The organism is Pseudescherichia sp. (assembly GCF_032052675.1).
Lineage (GTDB): Bacteria > Pseudomonadota > Gammaproteobacteria > Enterobacterales > Enterobacteriaceae > Pseudescherichia.
Genome location: NZ_DAMBWA010000005.1, coordinates 218240 through 241821, shown reverse-complemented (window position 1 = coordinate 241821; position 23582 = coordinate 218240). Strand labels below are relative to the sequence as shown.

The window sequence follows — 23582 nt, the reverse complement described above, 5'->3', positions numbered from 1 at the left end:
CTGAAAATTACACGAGGCGGAGATCCACCTCGCGTAACAGGATGAAAGCTATATAAACAGTTTAGCTAATGTTAGCGGCTTTGTTACGAATTGCGCGGATCATCGCTTCCAGTCCCTGGGAGCGCGAAGGCGTTAAATGCTGGGCGAGGGCCATTTTTTCAAACCACGGACGGACATCAAAAGCGACAATATCCTGAGCCGTCATCTGCTGGTAAAGAATAAAGACGACGGCAATCAGCCCTTTTACAATAGCCGCGTCGCTGTCACCCTGAAGCTCAATAATGCCGCTCTCATTCTGTTGCATTACGATCCAGACCTGGCTCTGGCAGCCCTGAATCGTGTTCTCTGCGCTGTGTGCCTGTTCGCTCAAGGCGGGCAGGCGCTGACCCAGTTCGATGATATAAAGATATTTCTCTTCCCAGTTAGCGCAGCGTGTAAAGTTACGCAGCAGCCGCTCTTTATCGGGTAATTCAGCCATAACCGCTCCTTTGTTAGCCCAGCAGCTGATGAATACGTTTCAGCCCGGCTACCAGACGATCCACCTCTTCCTGGGTGTTGTAAATAGCCAGCGATGCACGACACATTGCCGGTACATTATAAAATGCCATCAGCGGCATTGCACAGTGATGGCCGGTGCGCACCGCCACGCCGTAATTATCGAGGAAACTACCTACGTCATAGGCGTGGTGCTTGCCCAGATTAAATGCGATTACGCCCTGACGCTGCGCTGGGCCATAGAGGGTGATATCCGGTACGGTGGCCATCTCAGCCAGCGCATAGGCCATTAGAGATTGCTCATAAGCCTGAATATTATCGAGGCCCAACGTACTGACGTACTCTATGGCCGCGCCGAGGGCGATAATCCCGCCGGTATTTGGGGTGCCCGCCTCAAAGCGCCACGGCGCACGAGCATAGGTTGTCCCGTCCGCCAGGCTGACGGTGGCGATCATTGACCCGCCCCCTTCCCACGGCGGCATCGCCTGAAGAATATCCTCTTTGACATAGAGGATGCCGATGCCGGTAGGCCCATACAGTTTGTGCGCGGAAAAAGCATAGAAATCGCAGTCCAGCGCCTGCACGTCAACGCTATGGTGTATCACCGCCTGCGCACCGTCCACCAGCACCTTCGCACCATGCTGATGGGCAAGCGCGGTCATCTCGGCGATAGGGTTTTCAGTACCCAGTACGTTAGAGACCTGGGTAATTGCCAGCAGACGCGTGCGATCGTCAAGGAGCTCGCGCCAGACGTCCAGCTGTAATGTGCCATCAGCGTTGAGCGGGATCACCCGCAGCTCAGCCCCGGTACGCTCGCACAGCATCTGCCACGGAACGATGTTGGCATGGTGCTCCATCATCGTAATGATGATGTTGTCCCCGGCGCGGATCTGGCTGCTGCCCCAGCTGTTAGCGACGAGGTTGATCGCCTCGGTGGTGCCGCGGACAAAGACAATCTCCTCCGCCGTCCGGGCATTGAGGAAACCGGCCGCCTGTGCGCGCACGTTCTCCATCCGCTGCGTTGCCTCGGCGCTCAGGGTATGGATCCCCCGATGTACAGCGGCATAGCCGTGACGATAGAACTCGGCCTCGGCGTCGATAACCTGATTCGGTTTTTGCGCGCTGGCAGCGCTGTCCAGATAGGCCAGCGGCACGCCGTTCACTTCACGCGACAGGACGGGAAAATCCGCCCGCACATCGCTCACGGAATAACTCATGCGTTGCCCCCTGCCAGGCGCTGACCAATACGACTCAGCACCTGCTGCTTAAGCGCCTCGTCACTGATGGCTTCCGTCAGTTCAGCGGCAAAGGCATAGATAATCATCTGCTGCGCGGCCTGTTGATCGATACCGCGCGAGCGCAGGTAAAACATCTGTTCATCATCGATGCGGCCAACGGTTGCCCCGTGGCTGCACTTCACATCATCGGCATAGATTTCAAGCTGCGGCTTGGTATCCACCTCCGCTAGTCGACCCAACAGCAGATTGTTGTTGGTCATCTGCCCATCGGTTTTGATTGCATGCTGGGCAACGTTAATCATGCCGTTAAATACCGCTCGGCCTTTGTCGCTAACGATGGTTTTATGCAGCTGGCGGCTGTTACAGAAGCCTTTATTGTGCTCAAGCCAGGTGCGGGTATCACATACTTCGTTATTGACGGGCATCGCCAGGCTATTGATGCGCAGAGTGGTATTTTCACCGTTAAGCTGAGTGCTGGTATTGTGCCGCAGCACGGCTCCGCCGAGCAGGAAGCTGTGGCTCCAGGCCGTGGCATCAGCCGCCATAAAGAGATCGTTATGGGCAAAGTGGTAGCTGCCCGCATTCTCAAAGGCCAGCTTCACATGGTGCAGCTGTGCGTTAGCCCCGACGTTCATCGTCAGGCGCGAGCCGGTAAAATGGCCACGTTCGTTCAGGCTGGCATAGTGCTCATAGATCGTTGCCTCAGCGCCCTCGGCCAGCTCAAGATGGTGCCGGTAGTGAACGGTATTCATCTCCTCACCGTCCACTCCCTGAGTGATGTGCATCAGCAGCAGCGGCTTAGAAGGCCGTTGGTTGCGGGCCACGCGAATGTGCGTCACGCTCGCCGAGAGGCTTTCGGTAAGATGTAAAAATACCTCTGACTGCACCGGCGCGGGCAAAGTACTACGCTCGTCATTGATCGACACGCTATACCCGCTGCCATCAAGGCTGTCACTTAAATCCGCATCAAACTGCCCGTCGATAAAGACCAGCCGCAGCGCGTCGAGCGGCAGCGCAAGGGCATCGCGCTGCTCAGTGCTAATGTGACTGCTTTTCGCGACAAACTGGCTCTTCAGCAGCCCGTCCAGAGCGGTATATTTCCAGTCTTCATGCTTACGCGTCGGCAGACCTAAGCGCAGCATCTGCTGCAGATGCTGCTGGGCCTGCTCAGAGCGGTTCCCGCCCCGGGCTTCAAACAGATGATGCCACTGTTGCAGTGCGTTACTGCTGTTCGGTAAGCCAGCCATAGCCCTGCTCCTCCAGCTGTTTGACCAGCGTAAAATCACCGGATTTAACAATGCGCCCCTGATAGAGGACATGCACGTAGTCTGGCTTGATATAGTCAAGGATACGCTGGTAATGCGTCACAATAATAAAGGCGCGTTTATCGTCACGCAGAGAGTTCACGCCATCGGCGACAATCTTCAGCGCATCAAAATCCAGCCCGGAGTCGGTTTCATCCAGGATGCACAGCTCAGGTTCAAGCACCGCCATCTGCAAAATGTCATTGCGCTTCTTCTCCCCGCCGGAGAAGCCAACGTTGACCGAGCGCGTGAGCAGATCTTCCGGCATCTTCAGCAGCTTGATCTTCTCTTCCATCAGATCCTGGAAATCAAAGCGGTCTAGCTCATCCTGTCCACGATGCTTGCGCACGGCGTTGAGGGCGGTTTGCAGGAAGAATTGATTGCTGACGCCGGGGATCTCCACCGGGTACTGAAACGCCATAAAGACGCCTTCGCCTGCTCGCTCCTCTGGATCCAGCTCCAGCAGATCTTTGCCTTTAAACTCAACGCTGCCGCCGGTGACCTCATAGTCTTCCCGGCCAGCAAGGGTAGCCGACAGCGTACTTTTACCGGAGCCGTTGGGTCCCATAATGGCATGGACCTCGCCGGGGCGTACCTCAAGGCTCAGACCGCGCAGGATCTCTTTATCTTCAACGGATACCTGTAAATCTTTAATACTTAACATAGAGATTCCCTTATTCCTTAACCGACGCTGTGTTCAAGACTAATTGCCAGCAGTTTTTGTGCTTCTACAGCAAACTCCAGCGGCAGCTCGGAGAAGACATCTTTACAGAAGCCGTTAACAATCATGGATATTGCATCCTCTTCGCTAATGCCACGCTGCAGGCAGTAGAAGAGCTGATCCTCCCCAATGCGCGAAGTGGTCGCCTCATGCTCCAGCTGGGCGCTGTTATTGCGGCACTCGACGTAGGGGAAGGTGTGCGCCCCACAGTCAGGTCCAATCAGCATCGAGTCACACTGGGTGAAGTTACGCGCGTTGGTCGCCGTCGGCATGATTTTCACCAGCCCACGGTAGCTGTTCTGGCTCTGCCCCGCCGAGATCCCTTTAGAGATAATGGTCGATTTGGTGTTCTTACCAATATGGATCATCTTGGTGCCGGTATCAGCCTGCTGGTGGCCGCTGGTCAGCGCCACAGAGTAGAACTCGCCGATGGAGTTATCGCCGCGCAGGATAACGCTGGGATATTTCCAGGTGATCGCCGAGCCGGTCTCGGACTGCGTCCATGACATCTTGCTGTTCTCACCTTCGCACAGTGCGCGCTTGGTCACGAAGTTCAGGATGCCGCCGGTGTTGTTATCCCCCGGGAACCAGTTCTGCACGGTGGAGTACTTCACCTCCGCGTCTTTATGGATGATCACCTCGACTACCGCAGCATGAAGCTGATAGCTATCGCGCACCGGTGCTGAGCAGCCTTCGATATAGCTGACGTAACTGCCCTCATCAGCCACCAGGATGGTGCGCTCGAACTGGCCCGTTTTTTCCGCGTTAATACGGAAATAGGTTGAGAGCTCCATCGGGCAGTGCACGCCTTTCGGCACATAGATAAAGGTGCCGTCAGAGGCCACGGCGGCATTCAGAGCGGCAAAGAAGTTATCGTTGCTCGGCACAACGGTACCGAGGTATTTCTTCACCAGCTCAGGGTGATCGTGGATTGCCTCCCCGAACGAGCAGAAGATGATCCCTTGCTCCGAGAGTTTCTCCCGGTAGGTGGTTGCTACAGAGACGGAGTCGAAAATGGCATCCACCGCCACCTCGCGGCCTTCACGCACCGGAACGCCCAGCTGGTTAAACGCCTCTTCTACTTCATTGGTCAGGAAGGCATTGGCACCGGTTTGCTGCACCGCACCCGGCTCAGAGGCGCAGGTGTCGTCGCAGTTGCCGCAGGATGGCGCAGAGTAGTAGCTATAATCCTGATAGTTGAGCTTGTCATAGTGCGCCTTGAGCCAGTGCGGCTCCTCCATAGTCAGCCATGCCCGATACGCATTCAGGCGGAACTCAAGCATCCATTCAGGTTCATTTCGTTTAGCCGAAATGGCCCGCACGACATCTTCATTGATGCCGTGAGCCATCTCGTCGGTCTGTAACCGGGTAAAGAAACCCTCTTTATAGTTAAGAGGGCCTGACCAGGTCTGGACATCGTCCATTGCTTCACTTTTATGAGACTCAACATTACGAGACATAGTACCGCCTATACCCCAAAGCTTTCACCACAGCCGCACTCGTGCTGAGCTTTCGGATTATGAAATTTAAATATCTGGTTTAATCCTTCGCGCACATAGTCGACAGTCGTTCCATCAATGAACGGCATGGCCTGCAAAGGAACATACAGGCGCGCACCGTCTAGCTCGAACAGCAGATCGTCTTTCGCTGGTTCGGTCACGGTGTCCAGCACATAGCCGAAACCCGCGCAGCCCGTCTGTTTGATACCCAGGCGAACGCCGCGCAGCGCCGGCTGCTTGCTGGTCAGTGCGCGAATATGCTCCGCTGCCGCAGGGGTCAACGTTAGCCCTTGCCAGCCCGGATTGTTTGGATCGAAAGTCCCTGAATGCAATTCCATAGGTATACCTCACATGATTACGTCAGAAGGACATAACGCTATGTTAGTGATAATGATTATCACTTCAACCTCTAATCCGCAGGGTTATTCGCGTTAATCGCCCAATTTGCACACTTCTATTAAGCATAGACCCTGCTGCTAGGGTTAACAGGAAAGGATTTTTGATAGCAAGTCGTTGAAAAAACTGTTTTTTAACGAGCAACACTCGCCATTTGATAACAAAAATGAAACATGTATAGGCAATGCCTATTTATGCGATTAGCAGCAAAAAAAACGCTAAAACATGAAGTTATAAACTTTTCATAAAGTTAGTACCTGCACATGTCGGACATACAAGGACATATGAGGACAATTTCGTGTCCCTAAATGTGTCCCTAGAGCGTTCCATGCCCCCAATATGCCCCCAAAATTCTCTGTCAAAACAATCTTACTGGGCACGTACAAGCAGCACATCCGGCCACCGCATCGTGTAGCGCGGCGAGAGCATTTCACGCTTCATCTGCCAGGCTTGCTGGATCCTCTGCCCGTATAAGCCCAAATGCGCCGCGCTCAACTTAAAAAAGCTAATAAGTGGGTATCGGTTATGTGCCATAAGCGGGCGTTCTAATCTCACAATTTATTAGTCTGCGAGAGCATATGAACTCGGAATTACGCCCTGTTTTTGACCTGACACCCTCAACTCACAGATGATTATTTTGCCATACAATTAGAAAGATTTAGTGAAAAGATGTAACTATGCGTCGGCGGGTCTATAGCATATTTCTGAAAATGAATGCCCTTGATTGCTGGAGGGTAATAAGAGTGTTTAACTGTGTTCATGGTTTGTAATATGTACTTACAGTAAGTTAAACATGAACAGCAAGAAAAAAATTCAAAGAAAACTGCTGAGCTATCACAGCAATGCTCTGAAAAATCCTCACCCTCAACTGGATATGTCAGGCGCAGACCTACGATTCATGGATCTCCAGGGCCTCAACTTGCGAAGTATAAATTTCATCGGGAGCGATCTTTCGTTCAGCGATCTGCGTGGTGCTGATTTTTCATATGCCAAGCTTAAGGGAGCAAATATGAGTCACTGTAAAACAGAAGGGGCCATTTTCCAGCATGCGGACTGCACTGGTGTTGACTTTTCCGGAAGTGATGTCAACGCCTCCACTTTTACTGGTGTGCCTACAGAATGTGAGCGCACAAGGAATGTTACACTTTCCTCCCAGCCTCTCATATCTGTTTATATGCCCACATGGAATCGTGAAACACTGACGATTCGTGCTATACAGTCGGTTCTTAAACAAGATTACTCGCATTGGGAACTCATTATTATTGATGATTTTTCCTCATCCTTTCAGCAGTTGCAGGCATTTATTAAAGATATTAATGATCCGCGAATTACGTATATTCGTAATGAATTTAATTCCGGTGCCTGTGCTGTCCGGAATCAGGCAATAAAAATTGCACGAGGTGATTTAATTACTGGCCTGGATGATGATGATGAATGGTTGCCTACCCGTCTCTCTTCCTTTCTTACTTTTCAATATAAACTCGAGCAACACGGTTTTTTGTATGCCAATGATTACATCTGCGACAGTAGGGGCTATCACCATATAAGTGAATTACAGACGTATCCGAAACCTGCTTACAGAAAGAGCCTGTTTGATAAGAGAAATATAATTGGTAATCAGATGCTGACATTAACCGACCGTCTGAGGCAAACACTGTTCGACGAGAAGTTGAGTGCTGCTCAGGATTATGATGCATTTTACCGGCTGGCAGAAACGTATGGTGATCCTTTCAAACTGGATGACATCACACAGGTGCTCTATGTCAATCATGGTGAAGCCCGTATCACCTGCTCAGGACGAAAGTTTGCAGGCTATCTTGATTTTTACCGGAAACATAAATGCAAACTAAATGCATCCAGTAAAAAATATCAGCTGTTTACTCTGTACTATATCCGCAACAAAAACATGAGCTTACGAACGCTGATAAAGCTGATGACGCTTCGCAATCTTAAAAGATATCTGATGATGTATTCCAGCTTTCGGAACAGAAAGTTTTAGCGTTTACATATGATGAAAGCCTTTACGTGGACTGTCGTTGGAGAAATCCACGTTTAATTAGAAAGTTCAGATGCAGGTTATTTACGATAAATCATAACTTCCGCCTTTCGCTCATAGCTGCCGTTGACCCTGCTTATGCAGGGTCTGATGAGTTATCCAGGGGGTTATACTTAAAGAGTTTTTATGCAGTGCGGCCTATTGATTATCAGAGTTAATACTTTGATCTGTATTTTCAGCGTCTTTTATTGCCAGCGCCTCGGCTTCAGCCATTGCCGCCTCTGCTGCCAGGCGCTTCTGGTTATACACAGAATTAGCTGGCATATCGAGACGCAGATCCAGCCAGCGCCCGTCAGGAATATCCATCGGCTCACCTGCAACCACCATTGCTGTATCGATGTCGAAACGACGTCTAAATACGGATAGCGTTATCACCCCGCTTTTAGTTGTCTTAACGTCAACAAAACAAAGCCTGTTGCCGTTGAGGTCCTGTGGAATTTCGATGGTCCAGATACCGTCGCTATTTAGCCCGGCGGATCCTGTTACCTTGTATACGCCAACTGACGCGCGAGTAGCAGTTACGCCTTCGGCTTCTTCGTTCGCTTCGCATGTGCCATCAGTGAATAGTTTTATGACAGGAGAGGACAACTTAATAAATCCATTTGCGTCGGCTGTGACCGTTTTGCCGATCGCGCAGATTTTATAAGTGTCGGAAAGGACATCATTTATTTTTGCCTGGAAATAAGGCACGCCTGAGGAGTCACCAATCCAGCGGGAACCATATTTATTGTTCGATTCCATAGCCGTATTAATAATCGTACCCTGCCCTGTTCCGGGGAATGATGGCGTTTGCTGATACGTCGACAGGAACGCTGAAACAGTATTGTAATCGAATACCGATGAGATCCTGATGGCGTTCCAGTAGTTGGAACCGCCCATCGTCATGACGTCACCGTTATTCAGACCAATATCAGCCAGAGCCGCGCTACCCAGCCCCAGGTTTTTTCGGGCTCCCGCAGCAGTCGGCGCGCCGGTACCGCCAAGAGAAACCGGCACCGTTCCGGTCGAGTCTTTCTGAACGACTGATTGTAGGCCCGGCACGGTGACAGGTTTACCATTGATGGTGATCGTCACGATGCCGCTGGACTGCACTACGTCAGCAAACCCGCCCATGTAGCGCTGATACATGCCGAACGTCTCAGCAATATCCAGCGCCAGGCCGTCAACGCTTAACGAATCGCTGAGCAGGATCGCGTAACGGGTACCTGCCGGGATGGCGGGGTTAACTGCGGGCGACACCGCCAGCTGCGTGGCGCTGGTAACGCCGGTGATCTGGAATGCCTGAGGTGGGCTGGTCAGTACGATTACAGTACAACCGTTGCGGATCAGCGTGCCCGCTGCGGTGAAATTAGTGCCGGTACCAGTGAGTGTGTTGCCGCTGCCGGCGATCGTGCCAGTGGTGTAAATCATGTGTTCTCCGGACAATAAAAAACCCGCTCGCGGCGGGTCTGCTGTGGAATGTGATTAGCTGTCAGTCGTAGTTAGCGAGGTTAAGCGCATAAACGCTGTTTTTCATGTTGTGGTAGACAAGGTTAGATACCCCACTTCCGGCAGTGCCCCCGGTAGTAGCCTGTGCGATCTGGGTGGTGCCTCCATTGAAAACGGCAGAGAAGCTGTATTGCGAGGACCAAGGTCGCGTTCCCCCGTCGAGGATGACACCTGTCGCCAGGCCGGACATTGACGGAACGATGCCAAATTTACCGGGCAGCGTGGTATTAATCGAAAAACCGGCGCTGTCACTGCCGTTAGTGCCGACCGCCTGCACGTCAGTAAGTACCCGTGTCTCGTTTGTCAGAATGCACACGCCCTGCTCGTCCCAGATGGCAATCCCCCAGTCCGGCAACGGCTGTTCGAAAATCGTGAAAAAGTACACGTATGCTGTACCGGCTGCCGTTGAGTTGCGGAACGTTACGGTGCAGACATTCCCGCCTACTGTGTAACTGACAACACAGTTAGTGGTCGAGTATACGAACGGGATAACAGGCCTGCCGGAGGGAAACGTCTGTGAAATAGTTGTGACCGAACCGGCAGAGCCAGATATGCCAGCGCTTTTTTTGCTGTACATCGCCAGCGGTATTGACTGCGGCGTGATAAACGGTGCGCCGCTCTCAGTTACAAGTAGTGCTCCCCAGTCCATTAAGCAGCCCTCAGATAAGCAATAACGAAGCCGTTAATCGCCGGATAGGTACCGGCACCGAAGTTATTGTCTGCCGCCGCGCCCACGGTGATAGTGCCTCCTGACACGGTTATGGTGCGGCGCGCAGTAGTGTAGCTGTCGCTGGCAGTTACCTGCATAAACTCCATGCGAAACCCGGCAGGGACCACATAGCTCGCCGCGCCTGACTGCTGTCCGGCAGCCACTGAAAAAAAACCCAGAACGCTTATCGGCACCAGCCCGTAGTTATTCGGGTTACTGTTGGCATCCCACGTCTGGACCCCCCATGCCTGAATCCCCAGTGCCATCAGAATACCCCCGTAATTTTGCCGATCTGTACCCGCAGACGGTTTGCGTCCCTGATGCTGATGGTGGTGTTGGTCTGCTTCATAGCGCCGGTCGCATCGCTGCCATAGTTCTCAAACGTGCCCCCCTTATCCAGACGCCATCCATACGATCCCGGCACATAGTTATTGGACTGGATGAATGCGCCGATTTTGGCGTTGGTGATCGTTCCGTCCTGGATGAACGAGTCGCGGATAAATGTCTGCCCGTTCTGGATAACAAACGGCAGGGTGACAGCACCGCCAACCTGCGTCATAACCGCAAACCTATCAGCGAGGAACACCACCTGTGACTGCATCCCGCTGGGGCTGTTCTGTACACCGATCCCCATACCCGCTGCGTAGAGCATGCCGTTACTGGAAACACCGACTTTGATGTTGTACATCGCGTTGATGTTGCCGCTGAGGTCCGCTGTGGCCTGGGCGTTCTGGGTGATCGCCGCCGTCTGCCCGTTCAGGGTCACCGTCATCGAGTTGATTTTCTGCGCCGAGACTGACGAGAAATCAGCCAGCGTTCTGGCCAGGTCGGTGACGTTAGACGTTCCGCCGCCTGCCGCTGCGTCCAGCGTTTTCAGCGACTCACTGACGGCACGGCTGGCATCGGCCATCACGTTGTCAATGCGCGTAATCCCGGCTTTATTATCACCGTACTGCACGCTCAGGCGCTGCTGCAGGTTGACGTTCGCCAGGGTGCTCTGAATCAGCGCGATCGCCGTGTTCTGTACCCCGCCACTGGCAGTATCCGTTTTGCCGGTGATCTCCTCGAAACGTGAGGCAGTAGAGCTGTCCAGCGTCGTGACCACCTGATCGAGCTCGGTGATCGCCGCGGTATTCTTTGCGGACTCCTCCACTGCCGCGCCAGCTTTTTCTGAAGCTGTTTTAGTGGCTGCAGTAAGCTGATTAACCGCCGTTGCCCGCGCCTCCGTTTCACTGGCCAGCGCCTGGCGCACTTCGGTAATGCCTGCCGCGTTAGCTTCGGTTTCCGCATCTAGGCGGGTGACATCGGTAACCCGCGCCTCAGTTTCCATCGCGATCACCTCGCGCAGCTGCTCAAACTGAGCGGAGTTAGCACCCTGCTGGGCAGACTGCCGGAACGCCACCTCGGAGATCGCAAGAGCATTCTGGATAATCCCCTCGGCGGTTTCCCGGGTTGCGCCGACAGCGGCCGCCAGCTGGTCGGCATTATCTGCAATAGATGCAGCCATGTCGGCGATGGTCTGGTTGCTGTTTACGGCGTTCTCGATCAGGTCCTTGAAGAGTTCAGTCTCTGCAATCTGATCCAGGATAGCGTCAGTGATATCACTGAAATCGTCGGTTGGTTTACCCGAGGCCTCAACAAAATCAGACACGCCAAAGGCGTTACGGGTGCGGACGTACACGTAGTAGGTGTGATCAAATTTCAGCTGCTGGATGGTCCACTGATACCCCCGGCCAAGAAACTGCGTGCTGTTTTCGATATCGACAGTTGGTGGTACTGGCGTTTCCCCGGCGTACCAGAACTCGAAGGAAGTATCCGTAGTGGCAGTGACCGACATAACCGGTACCAGCGTCGCCTGGAGCGGCCCCGGGATCCACTGAACAGAGTTAGGCGGGCGCGGCGCGCCGATAATCAGGCTAACCTGCGTCTCGGCCCCCTTCATCCCGTTCTCGTTGCGGCCACGCACACCCAGCGTGTAGCTCCCGGCATTCAGGCCGTAGAACTCATAGCGAAACTGGTCGGTTTCGTACTGCGCCACAACCGCACCAGCCTCGTTATAAACACAGAGCTCAAACACCAGCTTTTTGGTGGTGGTAGCCGTTTCCCACGTGGCGGTAACCTGCACGGTCTCGCTGTTGGTATTCAGGATGCGCAGGTTTTCAATGTTCGGTACCCGGTACCCGTTCAGGGTGTCATTCGGGATATCAAACACTGCACCATCGTCAACAATGGCCTGTTTGTTCGGGTCATGCTGCCCAGCGGTGATGCTGTAAACGGAGTTGTTCTCCGTCTCGGCGATGCTGAGGATTCGGAATAACCGGACCGATACCTCGCTGGTGGAGATCGCAAAAACGGTGCCGTCACGTACCCAGGCGGGCGCATTGCGCAGGGTAATGTTGCGCCCGGCGACGCTGGCGATCTCATGCCTGCCCATTTTCCCGGTGCGATCCATAATCGACATGCTGTCGCCCGGCGATACCAGCTCAGAAACGTCAGCATCAACGGAGATTATTTTCCCTGAATGGCCGATAATGCGCCCACCCAAGCGGGTTCCGGCATAGTTGTTATCCATGATCTCAACAATATCGCCGGGCGTGAACCCAATGGCGTCGCGCGCCATCTGGAATGTTAAGCGGCTGCTCTCCCGCTTTGCCGTTTCAAGTAGCCATTTCCCGGCGCGCCAGGCTTGGCCGCGGGACGTGCAGCCAAACGCCTCCAGCGTGGTCTCGTTATATATGCCCCGGGCGATCTCGTCATCGTCAGAAACGTACTCCTTCACCTGTTCCCAGCCGTTATCCGGATCAGTCCAGGAGACCACCACGGCATTATATTTTTCAGAGCGTTTAACGGAACTGCGAGTAAATTTGCCGTCAACGACGTTAGCGTTTGCGATGGTGGCGATCGGATCCTGCGGCGCGTCCAGCATAACCGTGAGGCGCAAGCCATCCCACAGCGCAATACCGCGGAACATGCCCGCGATTTTATCCAGCAACTCGCGTGCGCTGATTTGTTCGGTCACATAGGCATTAAGCGTCAGGCGCGGTTCAAGCCCACCATAGCCGTCGTTTACCAGTTGGTCGCAATACTGCGAAAGAACGTACAACATGCCGTCATCGACATCTATATAACCGGCTCGCCGGGCCAGGCCAAATCGTTCGTTTTTCACCAGTTCGCGGAAAATCCATGCGGGGTTATTGGTCCATGCCTTTTTGAAGCCACCCAGCCACAGCCCGGAATAGGTGCGGGTAACTGGATCGTAATTATCCGGCACATCGACGATCAGGCCGCGCAGGTGATAGGTGCGGTTTGGTGTATCGGTATACTGGTCACGGTCGATTACTGCCCCAACCATGGCCGAGAACGGATACGACAGATTGTCGTCGGTGATTTCGGTGTAGCTGTTCCAGATGGTGCCGTTAGCCAGCAGGTCACTGACGCTATCCGGAGTGATGCGGCGGACACGGATATCGAACGGTTTAACGTCCGGAGCATCGATAACATGTGCTTCCAGGTATTCCCCGGAGATCTTGCCGGTGATGCTTACCGTCTTTTGAATATCCCACGCGCCGTTAGCCGTGCGGGTTTCAATCACCATGGTGACAGTGCTATTTTGCTGATTGCCCTTGGTGTCCTGCTGCACCAGCCCGGTAACACCGATATTCAGGCGTACACGGGTCACGTCAGAATCGCTGACGGTTCGCACCAGCGGCGTATCGAAAGTTACATCCGCATTAACGATGGTTGATGCCTGGACTGCTGCAAAGCCATTAATCGGGCTCTGAAACTCTGAACCTGGTCGCCAGGCAACACTAATGCCAGGAATGCTGATATTGCCGCGGGCGTCGGTAACTGGCGTTTTGTTCACCATGAAAGAGGACAGGTGCTCCTGATCCACCGGGCCGTAAATTGGCCCCTCGCCGATGAGATCCAGCACCTGGTAAAACTGTTTGGATTTGAGATTATCGTCGAGGAGTTTAGGAGTGCTGGCTTTGCCGCCGCCTGAAGACATAACGCCACCTTAGCTAATAGATTCTGTCCAGTCCTGGTTGTTCGACGTGTCGATGCCGAGAGATACCACGTTGGGGGCCACCACCATTTCACCCAGCAGAAGCGCGACCGGATGGCCCTGGCCGACACGGCTCTCGGTGCTGGTGAATGAGTTGTTGGTGATGGTGTTATTTTCCGCTGCCTCGGCTGAGGTTTTGGTTTTCATGTTGCGGGACATGTACAGCGAATAGGCGACCGAGGCGACCGACATCGTGATGGCCACGATGGCAACTATGGTGCCGGTTTCCAGCCCTGCCCCTTCCACGATCGGGACAAACGTTATGGTGGATCCGCTACCCAGCTGGCGGTCCATGTGGAAGCGCGCGTTATCATCGTCCAGCTCATCGCCATCAACGCGGATCTGCACAGGCGACGACAGAAAGGCTTTCTTGAAGGCTCGGTCCTGCGCCAGCAGAAGGCGCAGCCCCTGCGCAGGCGTATCGACGGCTAATTTGATTTCGCTGAAATGTCGGCGTAAATGCCCGCTAAATTTAAATCGGAGCATTGTTCGTGCCTCCAGATAGAATGGGTTTGCCTCATAAAGGCCAGGCGATAATCCTCGCGCCTGCTGAGGTGCCCGGCGCAGTCGTGATGAAGCACCCTGCCGCTTTCAAGCAGGATCATCGCGTGGCAGGGGTCAGCGCCCGGGAATGGCTGGCGGATGATCACATCGCCGGGCTGTGCATCGCTGGCAGGGACCGGGTGAAAGCCATTGGCTGCCATATTTTTGATGTAGAGGTTTTCACCACGCAGCCACCAGCCATCTGTCCGCTCAAAGTCCGGCAGATCCACACCAGCAAGGTGATAGGCATCGCGAAACAGCGTGTAGCAGTCTGTGACGCCATGCTGAAACCGGCGGCCCAGCAGGTGCGGTACCGGGCGAAACTTACGCAGCGCACCGTTGCACGCCAGCCACCAGGGCAGACCTGTTACAACCTGTGCCCGGCGGTCAGCGCCGGAGAGCACCGGGGAGTTCATCGGGTGAGAGTGAAATATGGCGGTCACCTCGCCCTCTCGCTCCGCTGCCAGCCAGTCGCCGTCGCTGATCCGGAAATGACTCTCCGGGCTGGGATGAATGTTGCGACAGGGGTAAAGCCGGGTGCCATCGATGATCAGGCCGCACACCTCATCCTGCGACGAGGCCGCATAATCGAGTAATTCCTGCATCAGGACACCTTCTGGGAGCCGGGGAAGCTACTGATTGGCATCGGCTCGGGACGCGGGTAACGAAAGCGGCAGCCGGAGCGGCGGTGCGAGCATTTATCCTTTGCCGGATCGGTGGTTGGGTTATCACGCTCATCTGCCACCGGCGGACCGTCATAGTTACACCCGGTTCCGCGGTACTGCCACTGGCACACGTCGGCCAGGATGGTGCGAGCCGGTATGATGGCGTTATCGCAGTCCACAGGCGTCGCCAGCTCATACGTCACCTGCTCGAACGTCTCTTCTGTCATCCCCTCCACAACAAAGCGCGAGACTGCCTCCATTGTCGGGTTTGCGTCCGGGTTGCCGTTCGGGAAGTTCACCGCATCCAGGTATTTAACCGGCACCTGCCGGCGGGTCACCACCACGCCGTAGAGATCATTAAAATCGTGGTTAATGCCGTAAATCAGCCCGGAGATATTCGCGACCGCCATTGTGGGCCGGGCATAGGTGCCCTCGTTTTTAAACTCAAAGCCTTCTACAGCGATTGGGTACGCCGGGTAAACCAGGCCGCGCCAGATGACATCGCCGAAATAACCGTTCGTGCCGGAATGAAAGCGGAGAACGTCACCGCCGAATGGCTGCAGGTCAACCTCAAAGAGATCGATAAACGCGCCGACTCCTGCATCAATGCTGTCGATAATTAGCTCTGGTGGAATGTTGCGCACGAAAATCTCCCATAAAAAAGCCACCCGGAGGTGGCTACTGGTTGAATATCAGGATGTCGCTGATTTACATCCCTGGGTATGTTGGGTATTCAGCCCGTCCATGTTTGGGGCATGGACGTATTCAGCAAAGGAGGGATGGCTGATCACCTCTGGTTAAGGCTTGATAATAAATGCTTAAAGAACATTTTGACTTAAAAGAGCAAATTTTAGTATCACAAGGAAAGAGTGTTGCAATTACAGGCCACTCTTTACATAAAGGCACTCCTAGAGAGGCTTTTATCTCGGAATTTTTGAGAGATCATCTACCCGCAAGTATCTCTATTGGAACAGGGGAAATAATAGACTCCAATTCAAAAGCAGGAGAACAACGAAATCAATATGATATCGTTTTATATAGAAATGAGTACCCTAAATTAAATTTTGGCGGAGGTATCAATGCTTATTTAATTGAATCAGTTGTTGCCACATTAGAAGTAAAATCTACGCTAACATATGAAGATATGAAGCAGGCGGTTAAAGCAGCTTACAACTCAAAAAATTTAGCTCCCAGTATCAATGAGATTTTTGGAGTACCTACTTTCACCAAGGGCATCAGAAACTTCCTTATAGCATACGACGGCCCTCAAAATATTTCCACCATTTATAATTGGTTAAAAAAAGCTCATGAGGAGCACGGTATTACCATACCTACCCTGCCAAACAACCCTACTAGGTTCTCTATGCCAAGCCCATCGCTAGATGCGGCCTTTGTTTTACAAAAAGGTTTCGTGCAATATGATAACTTTATAGAAGGTTTGAATACAAATAAATTCAGATATGGAGAAGAGAAATTTAGCTGGATTTATTCTGACAGCGCAAACGGCAACTTACTTTACTTATTCCACATGCTTCAATATATAATAAAATCCGTCAATGGCTCATTCTTAAATGCAACGCCCTACCTCAACTCAGCAAAATACAACATTAATGTAACTTGATATTAAGCAGAGCCATTTAATATGGCTCTTTTCATAGACATAAACCCAGAAAGAAGTTGCAACTTAGCATGCTCCGCCCATAAATAACATTCATTACTGTTAAATAATCTCAAGTCATCGCATGCCTCTTGGATATTAACCCCTTCACTCATGAATCTTAAATTTTTTTCCTTTTCAATCTGTTTCAATAAAAAAATCACCTCGCTATAAGTTAGCATTACTTTTTTTTCAAGATTAACAAGTTCATTTTCTAATCGAAGTGTGTCTATCTTGCTCTGTGCGCTGCTCATTATTTTCACTCTCCCATGTTTCGGCTTAACGTGGTACCTGTTCAAATGTGGCCGTCAGTTCGTACAGCGGCCCGTTTTTAACCATGCCCCAGGAGCGACAGACAAACAGCGCCTGCACTCCTGTATCGGATGGCGTCCAGTAGAAGGACTCTACCGCCATGCGTGCCCGCAGGAAGGCTTCAGCCTCCTTTGCTGCATTAGCCCTGCACGGCCCGCTTACGCCCCGGAAAACCAGGCTGTATTTCGCCATCAGCGGATTTATGCCTTTAACCTGCCTCTGCTCGTAACCATCACCCAGCTTAACGACGGCTACGTTCGGTGTGCGATCAACGCTGTAGCTGCGCTGGGGCTTCCAGGAAAATACTTCTGCCATCATTTCCTCCGGAGTACACCGTTGGGGCGCTGCTGGTCGATCAGCATTTTCAACATATCGTTGTTCCAGACCTTACGCATTCTCGCTAATTCCTCATTGCTTATCCCGCCAGTAGTATTGATGGTGAGGTTCATTACGGGGTTGAATGATGTAGCGCCACCAGCCTTATCCGCCGGAATAACCTTTCCTGACTGGTTTGGAATGAACATCTGCTGACCACCAGCTGTCTGGAATATCTCAGACTGCCCGTTTTCATTGATCCGGTAGGCATTGCCAGCAGAGACGTTGCCGCCGTAGCGACGCGCACCGGCTACCGCCATGCCTTTCGCTGCCAATAGCGATCCCGCATATGCAGTCTGACCTACAGCGTTAGCGCTTCCCATTGTTGCAATGGAGGCACTGATTGCCGCCGGAGCCCAGGCGGCAGCGGCGGCAGTTGCCTGGGCCATAGTTGAAGCCAGAGATGCGGCTGCGGCTGCTTGGCCCATCAACTGGCTTTTAACCCATTCCATCCCCATCTGTACAAGACTACTGACAACACCATTCAGGATGGTGGTACCAATGTTGGCGAAGGCTTCCTGAAGGCTTTGCGTTCCGCTTAGCAGGCCGGTAATGGCGCTACTCGCACCGCTCTGGAGACCATCAAGGGAAGATGCCAGCAGCTCATTAGCCTGGCTCTGGTTGCGGAAGATCTCCCATTGCGCTGCGATACGTTGCTGCTCATATTCCGTATCTGCAGCGTTCTTTAGCTCAATAGCCTGCTGGTGCGCCAGCACTCCCTGCTGCTCAAACTGCTGAATAAGCGCCAGCTGCTGTGCGTGCTGATTGGCAAGCTGCTGGACGGGGTCAACCTCTCCGGCAGCTGACTGCTGCGGTGTTACTGCCTGGCCTGCCCTTATTTTTGCGAGAGCGACTTGATGGTCTTGCTCGAGCTGTTCTGATGCTCGGCTATATTGCTCCTGAGACAGAAGCAGATGACCGTTCGCATTCTTTTGGCCCTTAAGACTTTCGAGGGCCTTTTTCTGAACATCAAAACTGGCATTCTCTTTCAGCTCGGGTATAGAGTTTTGTATTAGCTGGCGCTGTTTGACTGCATTTGCAGCATCCCACTCTGCAGCAGCGTATTTCCGTATCTCTTCAATTTGCCCAGCTGTAGCGCTTTTATTAAGCGACTGCTCCGCCCTCAGCATTGCCTGTTCGCGGGACAAATCCTGCGTTGCCCCAGCAGCCGTCTCTGCGCGCTGTTTGTAATCAGCAATTTTCTGAGCATTGGCCTCCATCTGATTGGCTGCGTTTTTACCCTGCTGCTCACTCTGCTGCTGCGCTTTGCGTCGCGCCTCCTCAGCTTCCTGTAGATCGTAATTTTCTGCAGCCAGACGCTCGGCAGATGCAATCTGATTAGGGTTGTCAGTGACCTTTGAAGTCTCCATCCTGGCTTTAGCAATGGCGCGCTGACGATCACCTTGAATCTTAAGAAGCTCATTTTGCTCCTCAAGACTAAGTATGATTTTATCTGCGCCCTCAGTAGGGGGATCTACTTGTAGTGACTTGGGGTTGAAATTCTGCCCGGCCTGATTGGCCCGGTTAATCTCATCAGCAGTATTACCGAAGGCTTTCGCAACAGCTCCTTGAACTCTCTCCAGGGTGGTGCCTTTTTCAATGAGTTGATCATGCACACCCATCGATGAGAGCATATTGTTAGTAAGCAAACGGTTCGCTTCTGAGGCAGTATTTTCTGTTCTAGCAAGCTTATCCTTTTTGTTGGCGAGATCCCGAATCTTCCCGTTCAGTTCATCTGAAACCTCAGCCTGCCGTTGGCTAAATTCTGCTCCCTGTCCCATTGAATCCGCATAAGCTTGGGCGGCTGGAGTAAAGCTCTTGTAGCGATTTTGAAGCGATGCGATATCCGACTCTAAATCAGCTATTTCATCTTTTTGCGCCCGGATTGACACATTGGCATCAGCAATGGTTCCTCGCAATTGAGTGTTGCTCAATGATTTTAAAGATGAGTTGAGCTTGTCTAAACCATCAGCAAAGGCAATTGCCTCTTGTTTGGCTTGCTGAGCTTTCTGCCAAAAATAGAATATGGCTCCAGCCGCAATCATGGCTGCACCAGCAGGACCACCAATAAGGGAAAGAGCACCTCTCGCCAAGGCGGCTGCAGCTGAAGCAGCTCGTGATGCCACTGCTGATGCCTCTTGCGATGCGATAAATCTACCATTGGCTGCTGTTGCGACGCCAGTGGCATTAGCCAAGGCGATTCTTGCAGCGGAAACCTTAGCTTCTGCAGATGCAATTGCAGCCGCCCGGGATTGAGAGGCAGTAGCCTCGGCAGCCGCAAGTCGCGTAGTTAATGCAGCAGATGCCTGCTGCAACTGAGCCATGCGAGTTGCAGCCTGAATCCGGCCTTGCTCGGTAATTTGAGCGCGTAAACGCTGAGCCTCAAGCGCTTTCTCAGAGTTAATTTGCGCAAGCTGCGTTCGGATGGTTTGCGCTTCCGCAGTCGCTAGTCTGACCTCTTCTACAGAAGAAGCAGCAGTTGCTTTAAGAGTGTTTAATCTGGCCTGAGCAAGATTGAGATCAGAGGTTGCTGCGTTCTTACTAGACTGAGCAGAGCGTAATTGCGCAGCAGCTTGTGCTTCAGCAGCTGAGGTGGTTACTACTGCTGCTTTGGCAGCAGCAATTTGCGAGGCAGTGTTACGAACTTGCGCTGTAGCAGCCATAGTCAGAGCGCCAATATATCGACTTCCCATTACAGCAGCGACTGCGGTCAAAGCCATGCTCAGACCTGAAATATTATTGCTTGCTGTGATTATGGCGTCATTGAAGATAGCAACACCCGCTTTCACAGAAGAGCTTTCTCCAATAAATTTGGTAATATTATTGCCAGCAACTTGCATTGCCTGGCTGATTGTTGTCGTAGTTTTGACGAATTCAGCTCCAATGGTTGCTCCTTGGGATAGCAGGCCATTCACAACAACATCGGTAGTAAGCTTACCTTCAGCGGCTAACTGGCGCATCTGGCCAATTGTCACGCCCATTGAATCCGCAAGAGCGACAATTAGACGATTACCCTGCTCGTTTACAGAGTTGAATTCTTCTCCGCGTAATGCACCAGACGCCAAGCCTTGAGATAACTGGATAATCGCGTTCTCTGCTTCTTCAGCGGTAGCACCTGAAACCACAAAGCCTTGGTTGATTATCGTTGTGAGTTTTACAAGGTCCTGCGCACTCGTGCCGTACTGGCGGGTTGCACGCTCCAGTCGGGCATAGAGAGAGGCGGTAGCCTCCAGGCTAGAGCGTGTTTGCTGAGTGATATTGAATACCCGCTCTGTAACGTCCACCAACTCTTCATTTGGTCGCAGCGCATTCGCTAGTTTGTTGTTCAGTTCGGTCCATGCATCGGCATATTGCGATATCTGGTTAACAGAAAGGATTGCCATTACAGCCGCGGCAATTTTACTCAATTCGCCCAGAGAAGAAGAAAGTGATTGCGCCGCATCATCAGCTGCGTCAAAACCATCCTGCATATTGTCGGTGGCTTTGACCACCTCCTTATCAGCCATCAGCAACTGTGCTGTATCTGCTTTGATAATGTACTCTATAGTCCCAAGATTCTCGGACATTTGCTTTTCTCCGGGCAATAAAAAACCCCGCCAGAGCGAGGTTTTGGGGGCAAGATCAGTCTTACTATTTTAATAAACCGAACATAAAAAGAAGGAACACCAGCAAAATACCAGCGCCTATCCACTGGCCAATTGCATGACCTGTCGCCTCGCTTGATGCGACTTGAGCGTTGAGTTTGGTAGTTTCATCATTTATTGCTGATGCTGAGGCTAGCATCTCTTCAGCGAGCGTTTCAAAAAGCACAACTTGTGCTTCAACCGGAGCTTCAGAAAAAAAGTCACTTACCTGATCTTGTAAATCTAAGGATGCGGTATGTATGTTTCCCCCATCAGCGATCACCTGCTGAATTTTCTGGTTCCGTATTTCAACAAGCGCCCTTATTCTGCTTCTGTTTGATTTATAAGTTTTTTCTTCCGAACCACTAACTGTGAAATAGTCATTGATAGCGCCCGGTATGTCGATATGCATATCCTTATCCCCATCAGTAAAAGATAGGACTAATCCTATCAGGTGAGCACAACAGCGCAACGTGATGCCTGATTTTTTGATTTCAGATGAGGGATACAAAAAAGCCACCCTAAGGTGGCTTAATTATCAGTTAGCGTTTTCGCAACCCGGCTGGCCACGGTCAATAACTTCAGTACCTTCAACGATGAAACCAAACTTACCGACCAGGAAAGAATGGTTAAACTGAGTTACTACAACGTCTGATAACGCAACTGAGCAGCGGTTTCTTTCGATTGCTCTGTCGATGGCAGTTTTCACGTTAGGGATCCCAAGCGGGAAGAGCACTACTGGAGCGGAGTCTTCTGCTTTAACGCGAGCGCCTTTAACAAAATTATTCGAGTTAAGATTATAGTTTTTGGTACTCGCCACGGTTAAATCAGCTACGCGAGAACTACATCCTGCCAACATCATCACTACTGCGGCTAAAGCCAATGCCTTTTTCATTTTATGTTTCCTTTGATTGCAATCAGAAACATCTTAACATCACTTCCCTGCCATTGGCGGCCTACCAAAGTTAGTAGAAACTCTCAGGTGAGTTTGAATTTTAAACGGATGTAAACTACTCGTAATTCCTTTGCGTGTCGATTTCAACCATCCTGTCAGCCCAGTCCATGACCTCATCATAGGCCTCTTCCGTCGGGATCTTGTCTTTCTCCTTCACCGGGAACTTGGCGTTCATTGCGGCGCGGAAACTGGTCATTGTCATGTTCCATGCATCCGCCTCGCTCATGCCGAGGTGAGCAACGGCTGTGTACACGAATGACCGGGCATCAAAATTACTGGAATATTCTTTTTTCTGCCCTTTTAGCTGCTCTGGCGGTTGGTCCCCCATCACGCCGTGACGGATCAAGTGTCGGGCCAGCTCTATCACGTCGGCAACCGGCAGCAGACCGGGCCGGTAGAACAGCTTACCTTTAGTTGTGACCTGGTATGTGCCTATCAGGTGACTGATGTTCTCTGTACAGCAGGCGGTAACCACCCGGGCCGCCGCCGCTGCCATCTCTGCAAAACAGCGTGCCAGCACGTCGCGCATGATGGCCGGCTCGCTAATACGATGCGTCGGGTAGTGTCCGGCATGCACGGTGACGAGCAGCCTGACGATATCATCCGGCGCGCCGATCCGGGACATCGCCAGAAAAGAAGGGTTGAGGAATATCTCCCGGCCACCAGCACGGATCACCGCCTGGCCGATATCAGTGATGACCTGCATAAAACCTCAAAGGGGCCGAAGCCCCGTAATTAAGCTGTGACTACAACGTTCGCGAAACCAGACGATACGCTGCTGGTCGTTGGGGATGACACGACGCAGGCGTAAGTGCCATCGTCTGCCGCAGTCACACTGGCTTTGGTGTACGTTGACGCCGTCGCCCCGCCGATATCCTGACCGTCCCGCTGCCACTGATAGCTCAAAGGAGAACTGCCGCTAGTGGTGGCCGCCACGGTCAGTGTCAGCGTGTCGCCCTCTTCGAGCGTGCGGCTCTGTGGCTGGGTCGTGATAGTGATGGTATCGCCCACGTCACGCACATCGACATTGCCCGCGCTGGAGGCTTCCAGCGACCAGGTAGCGACATCATCGTGGGGCGCTTCGTCCTGCCAGCTCGTGACAAGGAACGGCCCTTCGGTGATATCCAGCGGGGAGATGATCTTCAGCCAGACATAAGGCTGGTTGCTGGTTTCCGCTGACGGGCTGTAGACGTGGCGTTTCATGGCCCGCTGGCCATAGATAGCCTCCTTACGGCTTACACCGTCACCGGAGAAAGACACGTTCTTATAGGTGGTGACGTTCTCCTGGGTAAACGCTGCGCTCTGGTCGCCCGTTGCGTCGGCAGTCTCCCACTCCACGCCCGTGGTTTTACCGCGCATCATGCCGAGGCGCTTATACTGGTTCGCTGCTGGCTGAACCTCAGGGCAGCCGATCGCGTAATATACGGCGACAGCAAGCCCCGTGAATGCACCTGATTCACATGCCATGAGTTTTTACTCC

At 52.5% G+C, this 23582-nt stretch carries 22 protein-coding genes and 2 pseudogenes; 3 read left to right on the top strand and 21 right to left on the bottom strand.

Annotated features, from left to right (window positions below):
• Nucleotides 1-61: 61 nt before the first annotated feature.
• The 7 genes and pseudogenes from sufE to RTX96_RS09665 form a co-directional block, all read right to left on the bottom strand.
• On the bottom strand, nucleotides 62-478 hold the full coding sequence (gene sufE, locus RTX96_RS09695; RefSeq protein ID WP_042394762.1) for a cysteine desulfuration protein SufE: 417 nt from the start codon (nucleotides 476-478) through the stop codon (nucleotides 62-64).
• Nucleotides 479-491: 13 nt separating this feature from the next.
• Nucleotides 492-1712, bottom strand: a complete 1221-nt coding sequence (gene sufS, locus RTX96_RS09690) for a cysteine desulfurase SufS (RefSeq protein ID WP_312670841.1) — start codon at nucleotides 1710-1712, stop codon at nucleotides 492-494.
• Entirely contained in the window at nucleotides 1709-2980 is a 1272-nt protein-coding gene (gene sufD, locus RTX96_RS09685; RefSeq protein WP_312670840.1) for a Fe-S cluster assembly protein SufD, read from the bottom strand. Before sufD ends, sufS begins: the two co-directional genes overlap by 4 nt.
• Entirely contained in the window at nucleotides 2955-3701 is a 747-nt protein-coding gene (gene sufC, locus RTX96_RS09680; protein WP_312670839.1) for a Fe-S cluster assembly ATPase SufC, read from the bottom strand. The genes sufD and sufC overlap by 26 nt, the downstream gene beginning before the upstream one ends.
• Nucleotides 3702-3718: 17 nt before the next feature.
• Nucleotides 3719-5218, bottom strand: a complete 1500-nt coding sequence (sufB, locus tag RTX96_RS09675; RefSeq protein WP_103820841.1) for a Fe-S cluster assembly protein SufB — start codon at nucleotides 5216-5218, stop codon at nucleotides 3719-3721.
• Between the two features lie 8 nt (nucleotides 5219-5226).
• Complete coding sequence (gene sufA, locus RTX96_RS09670; RefSeq protein ID WP_103820840.1) at nucleotides 5227-5595, bottom strand: Fe-S cluster assembly scaffold SufA; 369 nt, start codon at nucleotides 5593-5595, stop codon at nucleotides 5227-5229.
• A 427-nt stretch (nucleotides 5596-6022) separates the two neighbouring features.
• A pseudogene (locus RTX96_RS09665) lies at nucleotides 6023-6121 on the bottom strand (DUF4113 domain-containing protein); the annotation flags it as partial.
• A gap of 325 nt (nucleotides 6122-6446) precedes the next feature.
• Between RTX96_RS09665 and RTX96_RS09660 the strand changes: the two are divergent.
• Both RTX96_RS09660 and wcaA read left to right on the top strand, forming a co-directional pair.
• Nucleotides 6447-6725: pseudogene (locus RTX96_RS09660) on the top strand (pentapeptide repeat-containing protein); the annotation flags it as partial.
• Between the two features lie 36 nt (nucleotides 6726-6761).
• Entirely contained in the window at nucleotides 6762-7652 is an 891-nt protein-coding gene (wcaA, locus tag RTX96_RS09655; protein ID WP_312670865.1) for a colanic acid biosynthesis glycosyltransferase WcaA, read from the top strand.
• Between the two features lie 195 nt (nucleotides 7653-7847).
• On the opposite strand, the gene RTX96_RS09650 is transcribed toward wcaA, so the two are convergent.
• The 7 genes from RTX96_RS09650 to RTX96_RS09620 all read right to left on the bottom strand — a co-directional run bounded on the left by RTX96_RS09650 (nucleotide 7848) and on the right by RTX96_RS09620 (nucleotide 15824).
• Nucleotides 7848-9119: a phage tail protein gene (locus RTX96_RS09650; RefSeq protein ID WP_312670838.1), complete on the bottom strand. Its 1272-nt coding sequence runs from the start codon at nucleotides 9117-9119 to the stop codon at nucleotides 7848-7850.
• Between the two features lie 61 nt (nucleotides 9120-9180).
• Nucleotides 9181-9582 carry a hypothetical protein gene (locus RTX96_RS09645; protein ID WP_312670837.1) on the bottom strand — a complete coding sequence of 134 codons (402 nt, stop codon included), beginning with the start codon at nucleotides 9580-9582 and terminating at the stop codon, nucleotides 9181-9183.
• 263 nt (nucleotides 9583-9845) lie between these two features.
• Entirely contained in the window at nucleotides 9846-10172 is a 327-nt protein-coding gene (locus RTX96_RS09640; RefSeq protein WP_312670836.1) for a hypothetical protein, read from the bottom strand.
• Entirely contained in the window at nucleotides 10172-13915 is a 3744-nt protein-coding gene (locus tag RTX96_RS09635) for a DUF1983 domain-containing protein (RefSeq protein WP_312670835.1), read from the bottom strand. The genes RTX96_RS09640 and RTX96_RS09635 overlap by 1 nt, the downstream gene beginning before the upstream one ends.
• A gap of 9 nt (nucleotides 13916-13924) precedes the next feature.
• A complete protein-coding gene (locus tag RTX96_RS09630) occupies nucleotides 13925-14458 on the bottom strand; it encodes a tail assembly protein (protein ID WP_312670834.1) in 534 nt (177 codons plus the stop codon).
• The gene (locus tag RTX96_RS09625; protein ID WP_312670833.1) at nucleotides 14401-15120 is read right to left on the bottom strand and encodes a C40 family peptidase; all 720 of its coding nucleotides are present in this window, start codon (nucleotides 15118-15120) and stop codon (nucleotides 14401-14403) included. The genes RTX96_RS09630 and RTX96_RS09625 overlap by 58 nt, the downstream gene beginning before the upstream one ends.
• A complete protein-coding gene (locus RTX96_RS09620) occupies nucleotides 15120-15824 on the bottom strand; it encodes a phage minor tail protein L (RefSeq protein ID WP_312670832.1) in 705 nt (234 codons plus the stop codon). The genes RTX96_RS09625 and RTX96_RS09620 overlap by 1 nt, the downstream gene beginning before the upstream one ends.
• Nucleotides 15825-15994: 170 nt before the next feature.
• Between RTX96_RS09620 and RTX96_RS09615 the strand changes: the two genes are divergently transcribed.
• Complete coding sequence (locus tag RTX96_RS09615) at nucleotides 15995-16801, top strand: DUF6602 domain-containing protein (protein ID WP_312670831.1); 807 nt, start codon at nucleotides 15995-15997, stop codon at nucleotides 16799-16801.
• A 2-nt stretch (nucleotides 16802-16803) separates the two neighbouring features.
• Here RTX96_RS09615 and RTX96_RS09610 read toward each other — a convergent pair whose 3' ends face one another.
• The 7 genes from RTX96_RS09610 to RTX96_RS09580 form a co-directional block, all read right to left on the bottom strand.
• Nucleotides 16804-17091 carry a hypothetical protein gene (locus RTX96_RS09610; protein ID WP_312670830.1) on the bottom strand — a complete coding sequence of 96 codons (288 nt, stop codon included), beginning with the start codon at nucleotides 17089-17091 and terminating at the stop codon, nucleotides 16804-16806.
• A 25-nt stretch (nucleotides 17092-17116) separates the two neighbouring features.
• Nucleotides 17117-17464, bottom strand: coding sequence for a phage tail protein (locus RTX96_RS09605; RefSeq protein ID WP_312670829.1), 348 nt, complete (start codon nucleotides 17462-17464; stop codon nucleotides 17117-17119).
• Nucleotides 17464-21090 carry a tape measure protein gene (locus tag RTX96_RS09600; protein WP_312670828.1) on the bottom strand — a complete coding sequence of 1209 codons (3627 nt, stop codon included), beginning with the start codon at nucleotides 21088-21090 and terminating at the stop codon, nucleotides 17464-17466. The genes RTX96_RS09605 and RTX96_RS09600 overlap by 1 nt, the downstream gene beginning before the upstream one ends.
• A 64-nt stretch (nucleotides 21091-21154) precedes the next feature.
• Entirely contained in the window at nucleotides 21155-21559 is a 405-nt protein-coding gene (locus RTX96_RS09595) for a hypothetical protein (RefSeq protein WP_032676268.1), read from the bottom strand.
• A gap of 126 nt (nucleotides 21560-21685) precedes the next feature.
• Nucleotides 21686-22042, bottom strand: coding sequence for a hypothetical protein (locus tag RTX96_RS09590; protein ID WP_312209795.1), 357 nt, complete (start codon nucleotides 22040-22042; stop codon nucleotides 21686-21688).
• 115 nt (nucleotides 22043-22157) lie between these two features.
• Nucleotides 22158-22808, bottom strand: a complete 651-nt coding sequence (locus RTX96_RS09585) for a DUF6246 family protein (protein ID WP_312670827.1) — start codon at nucleotides 22806-22808, stop codon at nucleotides 22158-22160.
• 29 nt (nucleotides 22809-22837) lie between these two features.
• Complete coding sequence (locus RTX96_RS09580; RefSeq protein ID WP_312670826.1) at nucleotides 22838-23569, bottom strand: phage tail tube protein; 732 nt, start codon at nucleotides 23567-23569, stop codon at nucleotides 22838-22840.
• Nucleotides 23570-23582: the final 13 nt, after the last annotated feature.